18 protein-coding genes and 1 tRNA gene are annotated in these 19,769 nt (G+C 60.8%); 10 read left to right on the plus strand and 9 right to left on the minus strand.

What is annotated here, in order from left to right; translation table 11 throughout:
* Positions 1-59: 59 nt before the first annotated feature.
* The 4 genes from PXK07_RS05075 to PXK07_RS05090 all read left to right on the plus strand — a co-directional run bounded on the left by PXK07_RS05075 (position 60) and on the right by PXK07_RS05090 (position 3,052).
* Complete coding sequence (locus PXK07_RS05075) at positions 60-1,307, plus strand: ABC transporter substrate-binding protein (RefSeq protein WP_274847117.1); 1,248 nt, start codon at positions 60-62, stop codon at positions 1,305-1,307.
* A 63-nt stretch (positions 1,308-1,370) separates the two neighbouring features.
* Complete coding sequence (locus tag PXK07_RS05080; protein ID WP_274847118.1) at positions 1,371-1,529, plus strand: hypothetical protein; 159 nt, start codon at positions 1,371-1,373, stop codon at positions 1,527-1,529.
* Positions 1,530-1,574: 45 nt separating this feature from the next.
* Positions 1,575-2,201, plus strand: coding sequence for a metallophosphoesterase (locus tag PXK07_RS05085; RefSeq protein WP_274847320.1), 627 nt, complete (start codon positions 1,575-1,577; stop codon positions 2,199-2,201).
* Positions 2,198-3,052: a phosphodiesterase gene (locus tag PXK07_RS05090; RefSeq protein WP_274847119.1), complete on the plus strand. Its 855-nt coding sequence runs from the start codon at positions 2,198-2,200 to the stop codon at positions 3,050-3,052. Before PXK07_RS05085 ends, PXK07_RS05090 begins: the two co-directional genes overlap by 4 nt.
* A 54-nt stretch (positions 3,053-3,106) precedes the next feature.
* On the opposite strand, the gene PXK07_RS05095 is transcribed toward PXK07_RS05090, so the two are convergent.
* The 8 genes from PXK07_RS05095 to PXK07_RS05130 form a co-directional block, all read right to left on the minus strand.
* Entirely contained in the window at positions 3,107-4,531 is a 1,425-nt protein-coding gene (locus PXK07_RS05095) for a gamma-aminobutyraldehyde dehydrogenase (RefSeq protein ID WP_274847120.1), read from the minus strand.
* Positions 4,532-4,548: 17 nt separating this feature from the next.
* Positions 4,549-5,355, minus strand: coding sequence for an ABC transporter permease (locus PXK07_RS05100; RefSeq protein WP_274837367.1), 807 nt, complete (start codon positions 5,353-5,355; stop codon positions 4,549-4,551).
* Positions 5,345-6,286, minus strand: a complete 942-nt coding sequence (locus PXK07_RS05105; protein ID WP_274847121.1) for an ABC transporter permease — start codon at positions 6,284-6,286, stop codon at positions 5,345-5,347. The genes PXK07_RS05100 and PXK07_RS05105 overlap by 11 nt, the downstream gene beginning before the upstream one ends.
* Entirely contained in the window at positions 6,283-7,269 is a 987-nt protein-coding gene (locus tag PXK07_RS05110; protein ID WP_274847122.1) for an ABC transporter ATP-binding protein, read from the minus strand. The genes PXK07_RS05105 and PXK07_RS05110 overlap by 4 nt, the downstream gene beginning before the upstream one ends.
* Positions 7,270-7,323: 54 nt before the next feature.
* Positions 7,324-8,484: an ABC transporter substrate-binding protein gene (locus PXK07_RS05115; protein ID WP_274847123.1), complete on the minus strand. Its 1,161-nt coding sequence runs from the start codon at positions 8,482-8,484 to the stop codon at positions 7,324-7,326.
* A 148-nt stretch (positions 8,485-8,632) separates the two neighbouring features.
* Complete coding sequence (locus PXK07_RS05120; protein WP_274847124.1) at positions 8,633-9,526, minus strand: LysR family transcriptional regulator; 894 nt, start codon at positions 9,524-9,526, stop codon at positions 8,633-8,635.
* A 377-nt stretch (positions 9,527-9,903) separates the two neighbouring features.
* Complete coding sequence (locus tag PXK07_RS05125) at positions 9,904-11,325, minus strand: methyl-accepting chemotaxis protein (protein WP_274847125.1); 1,422 nt, start codon at positions 11,323-11,325, stop codon at positions 9,904-9,906.
* A gap of 328 nt (positions 11,326-11,653) precedes the next feature.
* Positions 11,654-12,532, minus strand: coding sequence for a LysR family transcriptional regulator (locus PXK07_RS05130; RefSeq protein WP_274847126.1), 879 nt, complete (start codon positions 12,530-12,532; stop codon positions 11,654-11,656).
* 154 nt (positions 12,533-12,686) lie between these two features.
* On the opposite strand from PXK07_RS05130, the gene PXK07_RS05135 reads away from it, so the two are divergent.
* From PXK07_RS05135 to PXK07_RS05160, 6 genes are all read left to right on the plus strand, one after another.
* A complete protein-coding gene (locus tag PXK07_RS05135) occupies positions 12,687-13,307 on the plus strand; it encodes a glutathione S-transferase family protein (protein ID WP_274847127.1) in 621 nt (206 codons plus the stop codon).
* 50 nt (positions 13,308-13,357) lie between these two features.
* Positions 13,358-15,412 carry an FAD-binding oxidoreductase gene (locus PXK07_RS05140; protein WP_274847128.1) on the plus strand — a complete coding sequence of 685 codons (2,055 nt, stop codon included), beginning with the start codon at positions 13,358-13,360 and terminating at the stop codon, positions 15,410-15,412.
* A gap of 463 nt (positions 15,413-15,875) precedes the next feature.
* Positions 15,876-16,685 carry a sugar transferase gene (locus PXK07_RS05145; protein WP_342456559.1) on the plus strand — a complete coding sequence of 270 codons (810 nt, stop codon included), beginning with the start codon at positions 15,876-15,878 and terminating at the stop codon, positions 16,683-16,685.
* 22 nt (positions 16,686-16,707) lie between these two features.
* Positions 16,708-17,454 (plus strand): DUF1028 domain-containing protein, encoded by a 747-nt coding sequence (locus tag PXK07_RS05150; RefSeq protein WP_274847129.1) that lies wholly within the window; start codon positions 16,708-16,710, stop codon positions 17,452-17,454.
* 21 nt (positions 17,455-17,475) lie between these two features.
* Complete coding sequence (locus PXK07_RS05155) at positions 17,476-18,288, plus strand: FadR/GntR family transcriptional regulator (RefSeq protein ID WP_274847130.1); 813 nt, start codon at positions 17,476-17,478, stop codon at positions 18,286-18,288.
* A gap of 38 nt (positions 18,289-18,326) precedes the next feature.
* Entirely contained in the window at positions 18,327-19,274 is a 948-nt protein-coding gene (locus tag PXK07_RS05160; protein ID WP_274847131.1) for an acetamidase/formamidase family protein, read from the plus strand.
* A gap of 401 nt (positions 19,275-19,675) precedes the next feature.
* Here PXK07_RS05160 and PXK07_RS05165 read toward each other — a convergent pair.
* Positions 19,676-19,752 (minus strand) — tRNA-Met (locus PXK07_RS05165).
* Positions 19,753-19,769: the final 17 nt, after the last annotated feature.

Below are 19,769 nucleotides of genomic sequence, written 5' to 3' on the forward strand. Positions count from 1 at the left end.
CGGAGCATCAAGTCTGCAAACCAACTGCTCCAAGACCGGCAAGTAAAAGGATCTAAACCATGAAACTGACTGTTCCCGCAATGGCTCTGGCGCTGTCCGCCACCGCCGTGTTCGCCGAAGACACCGTGACCATCGAATTCGCCTACCCCTATAGCCACCTGTTTGACGTGACCTATGAGGCGATGATGCCCGCCTTCAAGGCAGCGCATCCGAACATCGACGTGAAATTCCGCGCAACTTACGAAAGCTATGAGGACGGCACCAACACCATCCTGCGCGAAGCCGTCTCCGGCAACCTGCCCGATGTGACCATGCAGGGTTTGAACCGCCAGCAGATCCTGGTGGAAAAGGGCATCGCCAAGTCGCTGGAACCCTTCATCGCCAAGGAAGCCGATTTCGCCAAGGACGGCTACCACGACGCCATGCTGAGCCTCTCGACCTTTGGCGGCGATGTGCACGGTCTGCCCTTCTCCGTCTCGCTGCCGGTGGGCTATTACAACATGGATATCCTGAAGGCCGGCGGCATCGAAGAGCTGCCCACCACCTGGGATGAGGTGATCGGCGCCTGTGAAACCATGAAGGCCAACGGCATCGACAACCCGATCTTCTGGGGTTGGAACATCACCGGCAACTGGTTCATGCAGGCCCTGATGTGGAGCCAGGACAAGGCCATCGTCGAAAACGGCCATGTGACCCTGGACAGCCCCGAAGCCCTGGCTGCCATGGAGCAGATGCAGGAGATCTTCACCAAATGCGACATGCAGAACCTGGAGTGGAAATCGGCTCTCTCCTCCTTCTCGGCCGGTGAGATCGGCATGATGTTCTGGTCCACCTCGGCACTGGGCGCGGTCGAGCGCAGCCAGGGCGATTTCGAACTGGTGACCGGCCCCTTCCCCGGCATGGGGGAAACCCCGAAAGGCCTGCCCGCGGGCGGTAACGCGGCGCTGCTGACCTCCACCTCGGATGATCCCAAGGTGCAGGAGGCCGCCTGGACCTGGCTCAAGTTCATCACCTCGGGTGAAGGTGCTGCCGAAGTCGCGAAGACCACCGGCTACATGCCGCCGAACAAGGCCGCAAACGAGGTGATCCTGGCCGATTTCTACCAGCAGAACCCCAACAAGCAGACCGCCGTGGACCAGCTGCCGTTGCTGCGCGACTGGCTCGCTTACCCGGGCGACAACGGTCTGGCGATCACCCAGGTGATCTATGACGGGATCGAGCGCATCGTCACCGGCGACGCCACCGACATGAAGGAGTTGCAGCAGGAACTGGTCGAGGAAGTCGCCGACCTTCTGCCCAACGGCTAATTCCAACTTTCGGCCGCGCGAGGGACCTTGCGCGGCCGTTCCTTTTTTCGGGCAGATAGATACATGAAAATCATCCATATTTCCGACATTCACCTGACCATCCCCGGAGAGGAGATGGGCGGGCTCGATCCCCATATGCGGTTCTCGCAAGCCTTGAAGGACGTGGTCACCAACCATCCCGATGCCGCCCGTATCGTGATCACTGGCGATCTGGCCCATTGAGGAGAACCCGCCGCCTATGAGGCGCTGAAGACTTCCATCCGCGATCTGCCCATTCCGGTGCGGCTGATGATCGGCAATCACGACAACCGCGCGGCCTTTCGCACCGTCTTCCCGGATCACCCCGTGGATGGCAATGGCTATATCAATCATGGCGAAACCATCGATGGCGTGCGGTTTATCTATCTCGACAGCGTCAAAGAGCGCACCCATGCAGGCCATTTCTGCGCTGCGCGTCGCGACTGGCTGCAAGGCGAACTGGAGGGCTGCACCCGCGCGCGGATCTTCCTGCATCACAACCCGATGCCCGTGGGCCTGCCCGCCGAAGACAGGATCGCTCTGGTGCCCGAGGATCGCCCCCCTTTCAAGGCCTTGATCGAAGCCCATGCCGCACGGATCGACTACATCCATTTTGGCCATGTCCATGCGCCCATCCACGGATGTTTTGCCGGGGTGCAATTCGCCAGCGTGCCCTCGACCGGCAACCAGTCGATCCCGGATCTCAATGAAACCGAATTGCTGCAAGGCGCGCCGATGGCCCCGGCCTATTGCGTGGTTCTGATCGATGGGCAGGACACGACGATCCACCAGATCCCCTTTGCCTGGGACGGGCCGGTGATGACCGCAGGAACGGGTTGGGAAGACTGGGCCAAACCGACCGAGGCGGCAGAATGAAATTCATCCATCTGACCGACACCCATGTGATCGGCGGGGGCAGGACGCTTTTTGGGACAGACCCGGCCCGGCGGCTGGCCCTGGCGGTGGACAGCATCAACCGCGAACACGGCGATGCCGCCTTTGTTGTCCTGACCGGCGACATGACCCATTGGGGCGACGCCGACGCCTATTCGAGTTTTCGTTCTGAAATCAGCCAGTTGACGATGCCCTTGCACCTGATGGTCGGCAACCACGATGACACGCAGGCCTTTGCGGATCACTTTCCGAATGCGCCGCGTGATTGGCACGGCTTTGTCCAATTTGCCTTCGACACGCCCTTTGGCCGGGCCATTTGTCTTGATACCAAAAGCCCCGGCACCCACGCCGGTGGCTACTGTGCTGCGCGCCTGGAGTGGTTGGCGGCAGAGCTTTCAAGCACTGATGCGCCGGTATTTCTGTTCATGCATCACCCGCCATTTCCGGTCGGGATCTCGTCGATGGACCGGATCATGATGCTGGACGCAGGGGCCTTCCACGATGTCATCGCCCCGCACAAGGACCGCATCCGGCACCTGTTTTTCGGCCATATCCATCGCGCAATCTTCGGCAACTGGCGGGGGATCAGCTTTTCCTGCATGCGCGGGCTCAACCATCAGGTGGCGCTGGATCTGACCCCGGGGCAGAGCCGCATTCCCGGCACCCTTGAAGCGCCCGCCTATGGTGTCGTGCTATTGGATGAGGACAGCGTGACGGTGCATATGCACGATTTCACGAACAGATCCCCGGCATTTTCGCTCCATGCCCCCGATGGAGAGAACCCGGTTCGCTATCAGTTGGAGATGTCTCATCCGGGCTTCAGCGACCTGTGACAGGGTCACCTGGCGCGCCCTGCCCTTCATCCGGCAAAGCGCGCCAACTGTGTCTTAGTGTGCGATCATGATATGACGCACCGCCGTGTAATCTTCGAGCGCATACATCGACATGTCCTTGCCATAGCCGGACTGTTTCAACCCGCCATGCGGCATTTCCGTGGTCAGCATGAAGTGGGTGTTGATCCAGGTGCAGCCATACTGGAGCCGTGCGGATGTCTCCATGGCGCGGCCGATGTCGCCGGTCCAGACCGATGAGGCCAGACCATACTGGCTGTCATTCGCCCAGGAAATCACATCATCATCCTCGCCGAAGCGGGTGATCGAGACCACGGGCCCAAAGACCTCGCGCTGGACGATCTCGTCGCCTTGCAGGGCACCCGCGATGACGGTGGGCTTGTAGTAGAAGCCCGGGCCATCGTGCACGGCGCCGCCGGTGGTGATCTCCATATGTTTCTGCTCGGCGGCACGGTGCACAAAACTGGCCACCCTGTCGCACTGTCGCTGGCTGATCAGCGGCGGGATCTCATTGGTGGTGTCATCGGCATTGTCATAGGCGATCGAAGCCGCAGCGCTGGACAGATCCGCCACCAGGCGATCATAAATCTTGGCGCCGGCATAGATCCGGCAGGCGGCGGTACAATCCTGCCCGGCGTTGTAATATCCAAAGGCCCGGAGCCCCTCCACCACGCGATCCAGGTCCGCATCGTCATAGACGATGACGGGTGCCTTGCCGCCCAGTTCCAGGTGGGTGCGTTTGACCGTGTTCGCCGCAGCCTGAAGGACCTTCTTACCGGTGGCGATATCCCCGGTGATCGAGATCATGTCGACGCCCGGATGATTGATCAGCGCATTGCCGACGCTGGCACCCTGCCCGACGATCACGTTGACCACACCTTCGGGCAGGATGTCGGCCATGATCTTGGCCAGTTTCAGCGCTGTGAGCGGGGTCTGTTCGGAAGGCTTCATCACCACCGTGTTGCCCCCGGCAAGGGCAGGCGCCAGTTTCCACGCCATCATCATCAGCGGATAGTTCCAGGGCGCAATGGAGGCCACGACCCCGATCGGGTCGCGGCGGATCATCGAGGTGTGCCCTTCCAGGTATTCGCCCGCCGTGGGACCATGCATGTTGCGCACCGCGCCCGCGAAATAGCGGAAACAGTCGGCCACGCCCGGCACCTCTTCGTTGCGGACCTCGTTGATCGGCTTGCCGCAGTTCAGGGATTCAAGCCGGGCCAGTTCCTCGAGGTTCTTTTCAACCGCATCGGCAATCGCCAGCAGCAATGCAGAGCGTTCACCGGGCGTGGTGCGCGACCAGGTCGCAAAGGCCCGGCGGGCGCTACCCACGGCGCGTTCGATCTGCTCGGCGTTGGCTTCGGGCATCTGGAGGATGATCTCACCGGTGCGCGGGTTCAGTACCTTTTCTTCGATCTCGGTGCCTGCCTCGAAGGCGCCACCAATCAGCATGTTGGTTTCCATGATGTGTCTCCCTGTATTTATTTGCCCTGTCCGGCGACGGTGTCCGTGCCGCGGGTGAGGTAATAGGCGCCGAGGATCGGCAGGAAGGTGACCAGCACCACCACCATTGCGACCACATTGGTCACCGGGCGCTGACGCGGGCGCACCAGTTCCTCGAGCATCCAGATCGGCAGGGTCTGCTGCTGCCCGGCGGTGAAGGTGGTGACGATCACCTCGTCAAAGCTGAGCGCGAAGGCCAGCATCCCGCCCGCCAAAAGCGCCGTTGCGATGTTCGGCAGGATCACGTGGCGGAAGGTCTGGAAGCTGTCCGCGCCCAGATCCATCGAAGCCTCGATGAGCGAGCCGGAGGTCCGCCGGAAGCGGGCCACCGCGTTGTTGTAGACCACCACGACACAGAAGGTCGCGTGCCCCAGAACGATGGTCCAGAAGCTGAACGGGATATCGGCAAGGTTGAAGGCCGAGCGCAGCGAGATCCCGGTGATGATCCCCGGCAGGGCGATCGGCAGGATCACCATCAGCGACACGGCCTCGCGGCCGAAGAACTTGGTGCGGCTGACGGCAGCGGCGCAAAGGGTACCCAGGACCAGCGCGATGGCCGTGGAAATCGCCGCGACACGGACCGACAGAGACAGAGCCTCCCAGACGTCGGGCCTGCTCCATGTGACCGAGAACCACTTCAGCGTCAGCCCTGGGGGCGGCCACTGATAGGATTTGTCTTCGGTGGTGAAGGCATAGATGAAGATCAGCAGCAGGGGCAGGTGCATGAAGGCAAGCCCCGCACCGGCAGCGATCTTGAGACCCAGCGAAGCGCGATCAGAGTGCATCGAAGGCTCCTTTGCGTTTGGCGACCCAGAGGTAGACGCCCATGATGACGATCGGCACCACGGCAAAGGCGGCGGCCAGCGGGATGTTCCCGGCGGTTCCCTGATAGGAGTAGACCGCCTGGCCGATGAAACGCCGCGAAGAACCGACGATCTGCGGAATGATGTAGTCGCCCAGTGTCAGCGAGAAGGTGAAGATCGACCCCGCGATCACCCCCGGCAGCGCCAGCGGCAACAGAACATAGCGAAAGCTCTGGCCGGGGTTTGCGCCCAGATCGCCCGAGGCTTCGAGCATCGAGGTCGGGACCCGTTCAAGCGAGGCCTGGATCGGCAGCACCATGAAGGGCAGCCAGACATAGAGGAACACCAGAAAGGTGCCGGTCCAGCTCACGGACAGGGAATTGCCGCCGATCACGGGGATCGCCAGGTAGGCCTCCAGCAGCCATTTCATGTGCAGGATCTCGAACAGCCAGTTCAGGATGCCTTCCTTGGCCAGGATCAGCTTCCAGGAATAGACCTTGACCAGGTAGCTCGACCACAGGGGCAGCATGACGCCCAGGTAGAACACCGCCTTCCATTTCCCCTTGGCATAGCGCGCGGCGTAATAGGCGATGGGAAAGCTGATCAGCGCTGCAGCAACGGTGACGGCTGCCGCCATCACCACCGTGCGAACGATGATGTCGAAATTGGCAGGCGTGAACAGCTCGCCATAGGTCTTCAGGGTGAATTCATAGACGATCAGACCCGAGAACTCGTCGATCGAAAAGAAACTTTGCGCCAAGAGCGCAAAGAGCGAGCCAAGATAGATGATCCCGAGCCAGAGCGCCGGCGGCGTCAGCAGCAGCAGGATCAGCATGCGCGGATTGCGCCACAGCCAGTCCGACAGCCTTGTGAGCGGCCCGCTGCGGCCCGTATGCAGGCTCAGATCGCTCATGAGCGGGCCTCCATCAGGTGCAGATCTTCATCCTGCCAGGACAGGTTGACCTGCGCGCCCACCGCCGGGATCTCCTGCCCCTTGGGGATGAGCGCGACCATCGGGGTATCGTCCATCACCAGCGACACACGGGTGGCGGTGCCGATAAAGCTGGTCGCCCGCACGGTTGCGACATGGCCGCTTTCTGAAATCCGCAACGCCTCGGGGCGCAGGGCGGCGTGGCAGCGCTTGCCGGTCAGTTTTTCCGTCACCTCGGGCGGCAGAACATTGGAGGAGCCAACGAAATCCGCAACGAAGGGCACTTCGGGGCGATAGTAGATGTCCTCGGGACGGCCGACCTGCACGATCTTGCCCTCGTTGAAAACGGCAACCCGGTCCGCCATCGACAGGGCCTCGCCCTGGTCGTGGGTGACAAAGACGAAGGTGATCCCCAGCTTGCGTTGCAGGGCCTTCAGTTCTTCCTGCATCTGCTCGCGCAGCTTGAGGTCAAGCGCGCCCAGCGGCTCATCCAGCAACAGGACCTTCGGCTGGTTGATCAGGGCGCGCGCCAGGGCGACGCGCTGGCGCTGTCCGCCCGACAGCTCGGATGGTTTGCGGGTGCCGTATCCTGGAAGGGCAACCAGCTCCAGCGCCTCTTCGGCCGCGCGGTGGCGTTCGGCCTTGGGCCTGCCCGCGATCATCAGACCATAGGCCACATTGTCCCGCACATTGAGATGCGGAAACAGGGCATAATCCTGAAACACCGTGTTCACGTGGCGCTTGTAGGGGGGCACGCCCTTGGCGGATTGCCCGAAGATCGCGATATCGCCCCCGGTCGGCTGCTCAAATCCCGCGATCAGGCGCAGGCAGGTCGTCTTCCCCGATCCGGAGGGGCCAAGCATGGCAAAGAACTCGCCCTCGGCAATGTCGATGTCAACCGCATCGACCGCGCGAACGGATCCGAAATGGCGCGAAACGCCAGTGAATTGAACAGCTGATGTCATGGGAATTCCAGTAGGTTGGCCTGCCGCCACCGGGGCGGCAGGCGATGTCATGTCTTAGCGGCCGCCGATCACGCCGATGTAGTCGGAGACCCAGCGGTAGTAGGGAACGCAAGTGCCCTGGCTTTCACATTTGGAGACCGGGGTCTGCCAGAACTTGATGCGCTCGAACTCATCCATGCCGTTCTTGGTGCAACCTTCCGCAGTCTGCATCCCGCGCCCGTCGGTACAGGCCGCCGGAACCGCCGGGTTGGCGCCAAACCAGACCGACAGGTCGGACTGCAGGTTGGAGGACAGGGTGTGCTCCATCCACATGTAGGCACAGTTGGGGTTCTCGGCCTCTGCATGCATCATCGTGGTGTCCGCCCAGCCGGTTGCGCCTTCCTGCGGAATGGTCGAGGCGACCTTGGCCCCATCCCCCTGCAGGAGGTTCACCTGGAACGGCCAGGAACCGGAGGCCACGATGCCTTCGTTCTTGAAGTCATCAATCTGGATGAAGGCATCGTGCCAGTAGCGCGACACCAGCCCGCGCTGCACGCGCAAGAGATCCAGCGCCGCATCATACTGCTCTTGGTTAAGCTCGTAGGGCGAGGTAATGCCCAGTTCGGGCTTGTGATACATCAGGTAGTTGGCCGCATCGGCGATATGGATCGGCCCGTCATAGGCCTGCACGCGACCCTGGTTGGACTTGCCATCCGCCAGGGTGGTTTCCTCGAAGACAACCGACCAGCTGGTGGGGGCTTCGGCAAAGGCCTCGGTCGAATACATCAGCACGTTGGGACCCCACATGTAGGGCGTGCCGTAGTGGACACCACCGACGTAGTGCCAGGGGGCTTCCTTCAGGCGCTCATCCACCGAGGGCCAGCTGGGAATGAGGTCGATATTGACCGGCTGCACCCGCTTGCCCGCGATCATGCGCAGCGAGGCGTCGCCGGATGCGGTCACCAGGTCAAAGCCGCCCTCGTTCATCAGGGCCACCATTTCGTCGCTGGTGTTTGCCGTCTTGACGTTGACCTTGCAGCTGGTGGCCTGTTCGAACTTGGTCACCCAGTCGAAATCGGCGACGGTTTCGCCGCGCTCGATGTAGCCGGGCCAGGCCACGATATTGACCTGCCCCTCGCCGGGGCCGATTTCGGTGATCATATCGGCAGCCAAGGACTGGCTGGCGACAACTGCAGTTGCCACGAGGGCAGTGCAGGATTTCAAAAAACTGGTCATGCGAGTTCTCCCTGGAAGTGAACAATGATCGGCCATTGGTGGCTCTGTCATTGCGGGAAGCATGATCGCAAGATTCTGAATTCGCAAATTCAATAATCAGAAACGCGAAATCAGTTTTTCCGATACCTCATCACGGCAAGGCAACAAGCTATTGATGTCCTTGAGCAATCGCGATGAAATCCTTGGTCGCTGCACTCAGCGGGGACCCTTTGCGCCAGGCCATGCCGACCTGAACGGCAGGCAGGGCACCCGACACATCGCGCGCCTCGATCCGATCGCCTTCCAGCGACCAGGGACGATAGACCAGATCCGGCAGCAGGGCGATTCCCGCCCCCGTTGCGACTAGGCTGCGGACCGCCTCGACCGAACGGGTGCGAAAGGCGATCTTCGGCTTCTTACCCAGGGCCGAAAGCAGCTTCACCGCGGCTTCTCCCATCTCATCGATATCCAGCATGATCAGCTGTTCGCCGCTCAGATCGTCGACCTCGATACTGTCCTGCCTGAGCAGCCGGTGCCCGATGGGCAGCCAAAGCCGATAGGGCGAAACGTCGAGAATCTCGACCTGAAGCGCCAGTTTGTCATGCAGGTTTGAAATGACCATGACTGCTGCGTCCAGTTCACCGCCGATCAGCAGGTGCTCCAGGTATTCGCCGTTGTCCTCGATCGCGGTGACCTCGACCTGCGGATTGGCGCGGCGGAACTTGGCCAGAAGATCGGACAGGACATAGCCCGCCATCAGGGAGGTCACCCCTAGGTGCAAGGAGCCCGAGATCACCTGATCCCGTACCGTCAACGCGCGGCGGGCGGCGGACACTTCGGACAGGATAGAGGTGGCATGGCGCAGGAACTGATGTCCCTTGTGGGTGATGTTCAACCCGCGGGCATGGCGTTCGAAAAGCTTTACACCCAGGTCGCCTTCCAGGAATTTCACCGCTTCTGTCACGGCCGATTGTGAAATCGCCAGGGAGTGCGCGGCGCGACTTACCGACCCATATTCCGCCACAGCGACAAAATACTGCAGCTGTCGTATCGTAAATGCCACGAGATAGTCCCCGGATATCGGATTTTCCAATAGCAAACTATCCCGGCCCCAGCGCCGTGTCCAATCCTTCCAGTCACAGAACCAGGCTTCGCGTCACCTGCGTTTTGAAAGTGCAATCACCCGGGTGGATCTGAGGATGTCAGAGCGTTTCCGGGCCTTGCGGAAGCAGGTTTGACCGGGAACACCCAGTGCGACACCCAAGGCAGCGCCAAGATCAGACATGGTGCCTGATCGCCAGCAGATTCCATTCAAACCGCGTTGAACTCGGAACTGCCAGGTGCCGCCGGTTTATAGCCCGGCGGCACCCGGCACAAAGGATGTTGCACGCTACAGCCAGACCACTGTCGGCCCATTGGCAGAGAATACCGGACTGGTGGCTAAAAATCGTCCCAGCCCGACGCGGGCCGAGCGCCCCTGGTCCCGGTCATTTTGTTCTGATGACCGGCGAATGAACGTGGAGAACCGGACGGCTTCATCTTCACGATGTTCTCTCCCATGATATCGCTTGTGCTGAAGATGGAGACCTGGTGCGAGAGTGTCTGTGCATCATTCTCCAGCGTTTGACTGGCTGCCGTTGTTTCTTCAACCATGGCCGCATTGTGCTGGGTGACCTGGTCAAGCTGGCCTATGCCGGTGTTGATTTCGGACAGGGCCGTCGATTGCTCCTCTGCCCCCTGGGCGATGTGCCGAACATGGTTCGTAATGTTGGCAACACCCTTGATGATGTTTTGCAGCTCTTCCCCTGCACGCCCGACAAGGTTGACCCCTTTGGCAACATGAGACGAGCTTTCGTTGATCAGCCCCTTGATTTCGGATGCCGCGTCGGACGAGCGTTGCGCCAATGTCCGAACTTCGGAGGCGACGACCGCGAAACCGCGACCCGCATCGCCTGCCCGGGCGGCTTCGACACCTGCGTTCAGGGCAAGCAGATTGGTTTGGAAGGATATGTCATCAATGACCGAAATGATCTTGGAAATGTTTTCCGACGACTTTTCGATCTGATCCATCGCATTGATGGCACTCTCCACGACCTTGCTGCTGTCTTTTGCAGCAGCCTCCGCCTCATTGACGATCCGTTCGACTTCCCGCGCCGAGTCCGCAGCCGAGCGCACAGTGGCGGTCAGCTCCTCGATCGCGGCGGCGGTTTGCTCTAGGGTCGCAGCTTGCGTTTCCGTCCGGCTGGACAACTCACCCGACGACTGGTTGATCTCCCGCGAGGTTCCGACAACCGTGGAAGCGACCGACTTCACGGTCGATACAACACCATCGAGCTTGTCGATTGCCGAATTGAATGCCTCCACCAATACGTGCAAATCCGGCAGGGTCGCGTCCGGGACACGGTGACACAAATCGCCTTTGCTCAGAGCCGAAAGCCCCTTGGCGATATTGTCTACACCCCTTCGCCGATCGGTGATGTCGGTCGCAATCTTGATGACGCTTGTGGTCTTGCCGTCGTCATCGAACACCGGCGCATATGTCGCCTGGATCCAGATCGTGGAGCCATCCTTGGCAACTCTTGGAAACTGGTCGGTGAAAAACTTGCCTTCGGCCAGGTTGGCCCAGAAGGTTTTGTACTCCGGAGTTTTTGCATAGTCGGACGCAACGAACATCGAGTGATGCTGTCCGACGATCTCCTCCAGGCGATAACCGAGCGCGCCCAGGAAGTTCTTGTTCGCTTTGAGAATTGTACCGTCGGGCTGGAATTCAATGACGGCCTGGGTGCGCTCTATGACATCCAGAAGCCCTTGATTTTCCTTCAACTCTTGCAGTTTTTCTGCGTTCTTATTCTTGAAAAACACGATGACCTCGTACACAGGAAATGAACAGAAGTTCAGGGTATCTCCATGCCGCGAAAATCATTAAGGAAACACTAACAGAAGCGCTGCTGCTATACGGCCTCGTGCAATCACCACAGGAAGATAATTAAACTATACTCTTTGGCACTTTCTGCCGGGTCTGCCGAAGTCGGCCAAGCAGAACGGGATTTCAAACACAGCATTGCGACGGAGCCTTTTCGCCCAAGTCCAATGCTGGCATTATCTCCTTTGCTGAGGTGAATGGGGCCAAAGGCGCGGTATCAGATCGCGACACATCCACCTTGAGCAGGCTATTGGACGGTCTGATGTTTCAGCGGCCTGCGGCATCTCCAAAAACCACGGCCAGATGATCGATCAACGCCCGAATGCGCGCGGTCAGGTGACGGTTGGGCGGGTAGACGGCATAGAGCGGCAGGGGTGTCGGCTCCTGTTTCTCGAACAGAACCGTCAACTCTCCGGCTTCCAGAAAGGGACGCGCGGCGTAATGGGGGCAGCGACCGATACCCAGCCCGCCCACGGCCATATGCACAATCGCACGCGGTGAATTTGCGCGGAAGCTACCACTGACACTGACGTTTTTTTTGCGTCCCACTTGGGAGAACGTCCAGAATTCCGGTTGGGCCGCAGTCATTTGCAGAAGGCAGTTATGCGTCGCGAGTGCTTCGGGCTCCGCCGGCTCCCCGTGCCTTGCCAGGTAGTCAGGTGACGCGATAACGACCAGCCGCATGTTGCAGAGCTTCCTGGCAACCAGAGAAGAATCTCTGAGTTGGCCAAAACGCACAGCGAGATCGATCCCCTCTTCCAGGAGCGGGACGTGATGATCGGACAAAAGGAGTTCCACCTGAACCTTGGGGTGTGCCGCGTGAAACGGTTGCAGCGCCTCGACCAGCTCGCGGCTGCCAAAACCGGTCGGGGCGGTGATGCGGATCGGACCGGCAAGCTCGGTCTGCTTTTGCTGCACGAGGTCTCCCAGCTCCTCGAACTGATCCAAGAGGGGGACGCATCGCTCCAGATAGGCGCGCCCGATGTCTGTCAACGCGACTCTGCGCGTGGTGCGATGCAAGAGCTGTGCGCCAAGGTGCTCTTCCAGACGGGCGATGTATTTGCTGGCCAGCTTTGTGCTGATGCCAATCTGTTGCGCTCCACCAGTGAAAGAGCGCTGCGCCGCAACAGCTGCAAAGGCGCGCATGCAATCCAATGTGTCCAATGGGGCCTCCGTTGGGAAATCAATAATCTACAAATTGTACATAGTAATTCCCGAAATTAGTCAATTATCTCCACTCAGGGGGCGGTCTATATCCTCGGTGTCTACACCAGACAGCACCAATCAAAGGACCCATACCATGACCCAATCGATCCGCATTCACGGCTTCCCCCTGTCCGGCCATTCGCACCGGGTGGAGCTTTTCGCCAGCCTCGCAGGGATTGCCCATGAGGTGATCACCGTCGATCTCGCTGCAGGCGCCCACAAGGCGGAACCCTTCCTGTCCCTGAACCCTGCCGGCCAGGTTCCGGTGATCCAGGATGGCAGCACCGTGATTGCGGACTCCAACGCGATCCTTGTTTACCTGGCCCGCAAATATGCGCCTGCCTATCTGCCGACGGATCCGGTCCTGGAAGCTGAAGTTCAGATGTTCCTGACACTCGCCGCCGGAGAGATCGCCTTCGGCCCGGCCGCAGCGCGCCTGATCAATGTCTTCAACGCGCCGCTGGATGCGGAGTTCTGCAAGGCAACAGCGGCAAAGGTCTTCGCGAAACTGGACGCGCATATGGCGGACCGCGAATTCCTCGTCGGGGATGCGCCCACCATCGCGGATGTCGCCATTTACTCCTATACGGCCCATGCGCCCGAGGGCGGCATTTCGCTGGAGCCCTATCCGAACCTGCGCCGCCTGCTGACCAATATCGAGGCTCTGAAAGGCTTCAAGCCGATGCCAGCCACTGCAGTCGGCCTCGCGGCCTGATCCAGCGGACACAGCCCTAGTCACAACAAACAGATACCCCGGAGGATCCGATGTCTTCTTTTGCCACAGACGTGTCTTCACCGTTCCACGAAGGCGAACAGGAAATGCAGCGCCGCACAGGAAAACGTGCGGCGATGGAAGCCTTCGGTCGCCGGGTTATCCGCCCTTTCATGCCGGAACAGCATCGCGAGTTTTATGCCCAGCTCCCCTTCATCGCGGCTGGCGCCGTTGATGCCGAAGGCTGGCCCTGGGCCACGTTGCTGACTGGTGAGCCCGGCTTCATCGGCTCCCCGGATCCCGAGCATCTGAGGATCGCCCTGTCCGATGGCGGCAGCGACCCCGTCCATGCCGCGCTGCGGGCTGATGCCCCGCTTGGCCTCCTTGGGATCGAGTTGCACAGCCGCCGCCGGAACCGGGTCAATGGCCGTATTGTATCGCTTTCCATGGAAGGGTTCACCCTGCGCGTGGATCAGTCCTTTGGAAATTGCCCGCAGTATATCCAGCTGCGCGAATTCACAGCAGCGGCCCGACTGCCGCAACAGACGGAACCGGTCCACAACCTGCATGGCCGTGCCCGCGCGATGATCGAGGCAGCCGACACCTTCTTTGTGTCCAGCCACATTCCGACAGGAGACAACCCGGACAGAGAGGGAGTGGACGTATCCCATCGCGGCGGTCGACCCGGGTTTATTCATGTCGACGGTAACACGCTGACGATCCCGGAGTTTCCGGGCAACAACCACTACAACACGCTGGGTAATTTCCTGCTGAACCCGCGCGCGGGGCTCCTGTTCCCGGATTTCGAGACCGGCACCCTGTTACAACTGACCGGAACCGTGAAACTGCTGGAGGCGGAGGATCCGGTCGTCGCATCCTTCCAGGGCGCGGAACGCGGCTGGCGCTTTACCTTCCGGCAAGGTCAATGGATCGAGAATGCGCTGCCCTTCCGCGCCGAACGGGGGGCCTTTTCACCGAATACGCTGATGACCGACACCTGGGCCGAGGCACAGGCGCGCGAACAGGCGGAAAACCTGCGCGACGCCTGGCGCAGCTTCAGGGTTGCCCGCATCGAAGACGAAAGCTCGGTCATCCGGTCCTTCTATCTCGAACCGGCGGATGATCTGCCGCTTTTGCCGTTTGCGGCCGGGCAATTCCTGCCCCTGCGGGTGACGCCGCCCGGCGAGGGGAACCCATTGGTCCGCACCTACACTGTTTCCTCCGCGCCCGGAGAGCCGCATTACCGGATCTCCGTGAAGAAGGAAGAGCGGGGCCGCGTCTCTCGCCATTTGCACGAGGGAACTGCAATCGGAGACCGGCTGGAGGCAAAGGCGCCGCGTGGCGGGTTCACGATGGATGCCAAGGGCAAACGCCCTGCCGTCCTGATCGCCGGCGGCGTCGGGATCACACCGATGGTGGCAATGGCCCGCCACGCCGTGCGCGAAGGCCTGCGCACCCGACATCGTCGCCCTGTCACGCTGCTGCACTCCGCCCGCAGCTTGGAAGTTCAGGCCTTCGCACGGGAGCTTGATAATCTGGCGCAATCCTCAGGCGGGCAGATCCGCTACCTGCCCCTGATTTCACAAGCACCGGATCAGGGCGCTGCGACCGGACCGGTCCCGAACACGGGCCGCATCGACGTGGACATCCTGCGCCAGGCCCTGCCGCTGGACGACTATGAGTTCTACCTCTGCGGGCCGGACGGGTTCATGCAGTCGATCTATGACAACCTGCTGGCGCTGGGTGTCCCGGACAGACGTATCTTTGCTGAGGCTTTTGGACCCGCATCGCTGGTCCGCAAGGATGCGTCCTCCGCGCCCCCGGCTGCGGCACCTCCGGCGGAGCAGGCGGTCGTGCGCTTTGCCAAATCCGGGTTCGAGATGCCATGGCAGCCAGAGGACGGATCTTTGCTGGAGCTGGCCGAAAGCCACGGCCTGACACCGGACTTTAGTTGCCGCACAGGTACCTGCGGCATGTGCAGCACCCGACTGAAAGGAGGAAGCGTCACATACAAAACCCTTCCATCCATCACCCCACAGACAGGCGAGACACTGATTTGTTGCTCCGTTCCGGCCAGGGGCACCGACATGCTCGAACTCGATCTCTGACGTGACAGCCGCCCGAACACCGCTTCATCTCCGGCGCCGGATGCGCTTTGGAAGACCTCCAATCGCCAGTGGCGTCGCCTCAATGGGAAAGGGCTGGGGTGGCGAACTCGTGCCAGTTGATTGCCAGCTGGTACTGTCGGCGGAGCAGGGAAGAATAAGACCCTTCCGGCAGGTTGGACAGAACGCGGCGCGCCGTATCCGGCATAACATCTTCGTCGCAGCTACCGGACAGGTCACGTACTAAACCCACCAGCCATGGCCCCTAAAGCCAATAGTGGGACCGTCTTCTGGAACGGCGCTGCAGAACTCAGGAACAGGAGCAGCCCCGTTTTCGCCCTACTCTTGCAACAGCTATCCGTATCTCAAATTCGCCCAACCGCACGACAGGGCTGTCTCAAGCAGCGCGTTTCAGCCGGAAGACAAGGTACCGCTTGCACCTGACTGTTGGTCGAAAAACAAATTCATGACAGCGCCGAAAGGCGGCGCAGACCCGCGCCGCCTCGCCAAACGATACCTTGTCGGAAACCTCGCTTTCCTGACCCGCGCAGTGCACCACGCCATGCAATCGGCGCGTTCAAGGTTCGAGTCCAAGCGAGCGATAGATATCGTTCTCAGCAGCATCCTCATTCTGATGCTCGCGCCGTTCTTTGCGGTGGCGGCGGCCTGTGTCCGCCTCGACAGCAAGGGGCCGATCCTGTTCCGGCAAACGCGCATCGGGCAGAACGGCATCCCGTTTACGATCCTCAAGTTCAGAACCATGCACATCGACGCTGAAGCAAGGCTTGAGGCCCTGCGCGCGATATCGGATCGGCAGGGCATCTGCTTCAAGTCACACGAAGATCCTCGCGTGACCCGCTTGGGTCGCATCTTGCGCCGTTTTTCCATCGACGAGCTGCCGCAGATCTTCAACGTGTTGATCGGGGACATGTCCCTCGTAGGGCCGCGCCCTGCACTTCCGTCCGAAGTTGCCGCCTATCCGGCAGCCGCAATCGAACGCCTGAAGGCCCGCCCCGGCATCACCGGGCTATGGCAGGTTTCGGGACGTGCCGATATCGGCTTTGACAAGATGGTCGACATGGACGTGGCCTATGGCCCGCGCTTTCAGCCAATCGCGCCGCCCCTTGGTCGAAGAGCCGCTCAGAAGCCTGGCCTCCTGGCTCGCGGCCCATGCCACCGCCCGGTTTGGCGATGCCCCTTTGCGCTTTGCCCGCTCAGTCCTCAGAACTGCCAAGTCCTGATGGGATGCTGCGGGCTGCGGCGCCCCCCCGCCTGATGCAAGCCTACGCGGTGGGCCGATGACCTGGTCCCTAATTGCCCGGAACCCCGAGGATGGAGCGATTGGTGTCATCGTAGCCTCCCGTTTCTTTGCCTGCGGTGCGGCCGTTCCCTATGTCAGCCGAACTGCGGCGGTCGCGTCCCAGGCCTTCTGCAACCCTGTTTGGGGCACCGAAGGGCGCGCGCGCTTGACGGCCGGTGAAAACGCCGAAGATGTGATTGCGGATTTTGCAGCCCGCGACCAGGGGCAAGCCATTCGTCAGGCCCATATGATGGATGCGCAAGGTCGTTTTGCTGCGCACACAGGCCGCGACTGCGTGGACTGGGCTGGTCATCTGATGGCCGCGGATCACTCCGTGGCAGGAAACATGTTGACAGGGCCGCAGGTGATCGAAGCCACCTCCGAGGCCTATGAGAAGTCCGCCACCCTGCCCTTTGCCGCGCGGCTCATCACCGCCATGCAAGCTGGCGAGGCCGCCGGAGGAGACAAACGCGGCCGCCAGGCGGCGGGTCTGGTCATTCACCGGGGCGAAGATCACGCTTGGCTGGACATCCGTACTGACGACCACAGCACCCCCCTGGAAGAGTTGGCCCGTCTTTGGGAAGTCGCGCAGGAACGCTATGTGCATTTTGCCAAAGGCATGCCCGGACGCGCCAATTTCTCCGGGCATCCCACGCGCGAGGGAATAGATGCTGACATCGCAGCCACCGAGGCAAAACGCATCGCGGAAGGGCGAGCCAGCCGATCTCTGGCGGTAGACAAGTAGTGCCTGCAGCGCGTATCCCTCATGGCGCGCGGCATCCACACTTATGGCGTTTTTGCGCGTGATAACAGGTCCCTCACGAGTAATAACCCAAACATGTCGTCTTCATTTCGTTCCGCATCCATCGAACCCATCAAAAAGAAGGTTCTTGAGCTGATCAAATCAGGCAGCCTTCCCGCTGATGGAAAACTGCCGACCGAGCGGGTTCTCTCCGAAAACTTCGATGTCAGCCGCAGGTCCGTTCGCCTGGCCCTCGACAGCCTTGAAGAGCAGGGGCTTGTCTGGCGCAAACAGGGCAAAGGCACATTTGCGGGGCAGCCCGCAGACCCGACGGCAGACCTGGCGGCCAAGATCGCCAGAGAAACGAATGCGCTTCAGGTGATGGAGGCGCGTTTGTGCATCGAACCCGAACTCACCGCCCTCTGCGCGCGCCGGATGCGCCCGGATGAGCTTGCCCGATTGCGCAGGCTTGCGCAGCGCCAGTTTGAATCGAACGGCCCCGAAGCGATAGAACTTTGGGATGGCGCGTTTCACCGCCTGATCGCGCAATGCGCCCGCAACCGTCCCTTGCTGACAGCCTTTGCGCTGCTGGACAAGATCCGTGAAAATCCCGACTGGATCCGGATCCGGGCCAGGGCCCGAAGCGAACCGTCGCTGGAAGTGTCCAACTGCGAACACATCACCATTATCGAAGCGATTGCGGCGGGTGACCCCGACCTCGCACGCACGGCTATGCGGGACCACCTGACAACGCGCTTCGATGCGCTACGCGATGAAATGGACCCATCCGACAGCAGCTGGGAAACTGAGCTGATCGATCTCGATAACGGCAAGTAACTTGCGCCTCGAACAGAGTCAGGAAGGACGACCCAGATATGGTTCATGAACTCAACGCCTCCCCGGACACCTGCCACTGGGGGTTCTTCGACGCACAATACCCGCCCGCCATGACGATAAACAGTGGCGCGGAAGTCGTGATTAATACGGTCTCTGGCGGACCGGACATGCTACCGGGTGGCAGTTTTCACGTGCCGAGCGAGCTGCTCGACATCCACGCCGCCGGGCTGCCGGGAATGCCAGGGCATATTCTGACCGGCCCTGTGGCCGTAGATGGAGCGATGCCCGGCGATGTGCTTCAGGTTGATGTCCTAGATATTCAGCTGCGGCAGGATTGGGGCTACAACATGATCCGCCCCCTAGCGGGAACCCTCCCGCTGGAGTTTCCAAACCGCGTAAAGACCATTCTGCCGCTCGATGCCAACCGTCAGGTCGCACATCTGCCTTGGGGCAAGGAGTTACCGCTCAACCCTTTCTTCGGCGTTATGGGCGTTGCACCGCCACCGAAGTGGGGGCGTATTTCCACAATCGAGCCCCGCAGCCACGGCGGCAACATCGACAACAAGGAACTGACGGCGGGCAGCACCCTGTATCTGCCGGTCTACACAGAGGGCGCGCTGTTCTCTTGCGGCGACGGTCACGCGGCCCAAGGCGATGGTGAGGTCTGCATTACGGCTATCGAAACCGCCTTGCAGGGCCGTTTTCGGCTGACCCTGCGCCGGGACATCGCTTTGGATTACCCCCAGGCCGAGACACCTACGCACTACATCACCATGGGGATGCATCCTTCCTTGGATGTCTGCACTGAAATAGCCCTTCGCCAAATGATCAAAGTGGCATGCGCTCGTCTCGGCATCAGCCGGGAGGAAGCCTATATGCTGTGCAGTCTGGCTGGCGATCTGCGTATTACCCAGACGGTCAATCGTGAGAAGGGCGTACACATGATGATGCCAAAGGCACAACTGGAGCGCGCCTCAGATCGTTAGGCTCAGGACTTGAGTAACAGGTCCGCAGTCGTCAAGAGTTATTACCTAAGAGAGCTGATCCCGCCCACGGGGTATTCTGGGGCAGTCGTTCAGACTGCCGTTCTGCGGTTCTTGGATGAGGCCCTTTGGGAACATGCTTCGGTTCGTGGTCAGTACAGGTCCAGATCTTGTCCGGTAAGGGCTGCGACCGAATCTTTGGCATCAACGGTTGAGCCAGGCCAGGTCGCATCCTGAGCTTGGACAAGGAGCCCCCAACTTCGCCGAACGCATCGGCGGGGTACATCCGCCACCGGAGCGAGCACCGCCCAGCGTGAACTCATGGCATCGAACAAGCAGAACGACGCACACCGCTCCCAAGCGGTCTTCCCATATAGGCTCAAGTCATTCTTCTTAGGGAGATTTGGTAGCGGAGGAGGGACTTGAACCCCCGACACGCGGATTATGATTCCGCTGCTCTAACCAGCTGAGCTACTCCGCCACTCGCTGTGTGGAGGC

It is taken from the genome of Phaeobacter sp. QD34_24, assembly GCF_028890115.1.
Classification (GTDB): domain Bacteria; phylum Pseudomonadota; class Alphaproteobacteria; order Rhodobacterales; family Rhodobacteraceae; genus Phycobacter.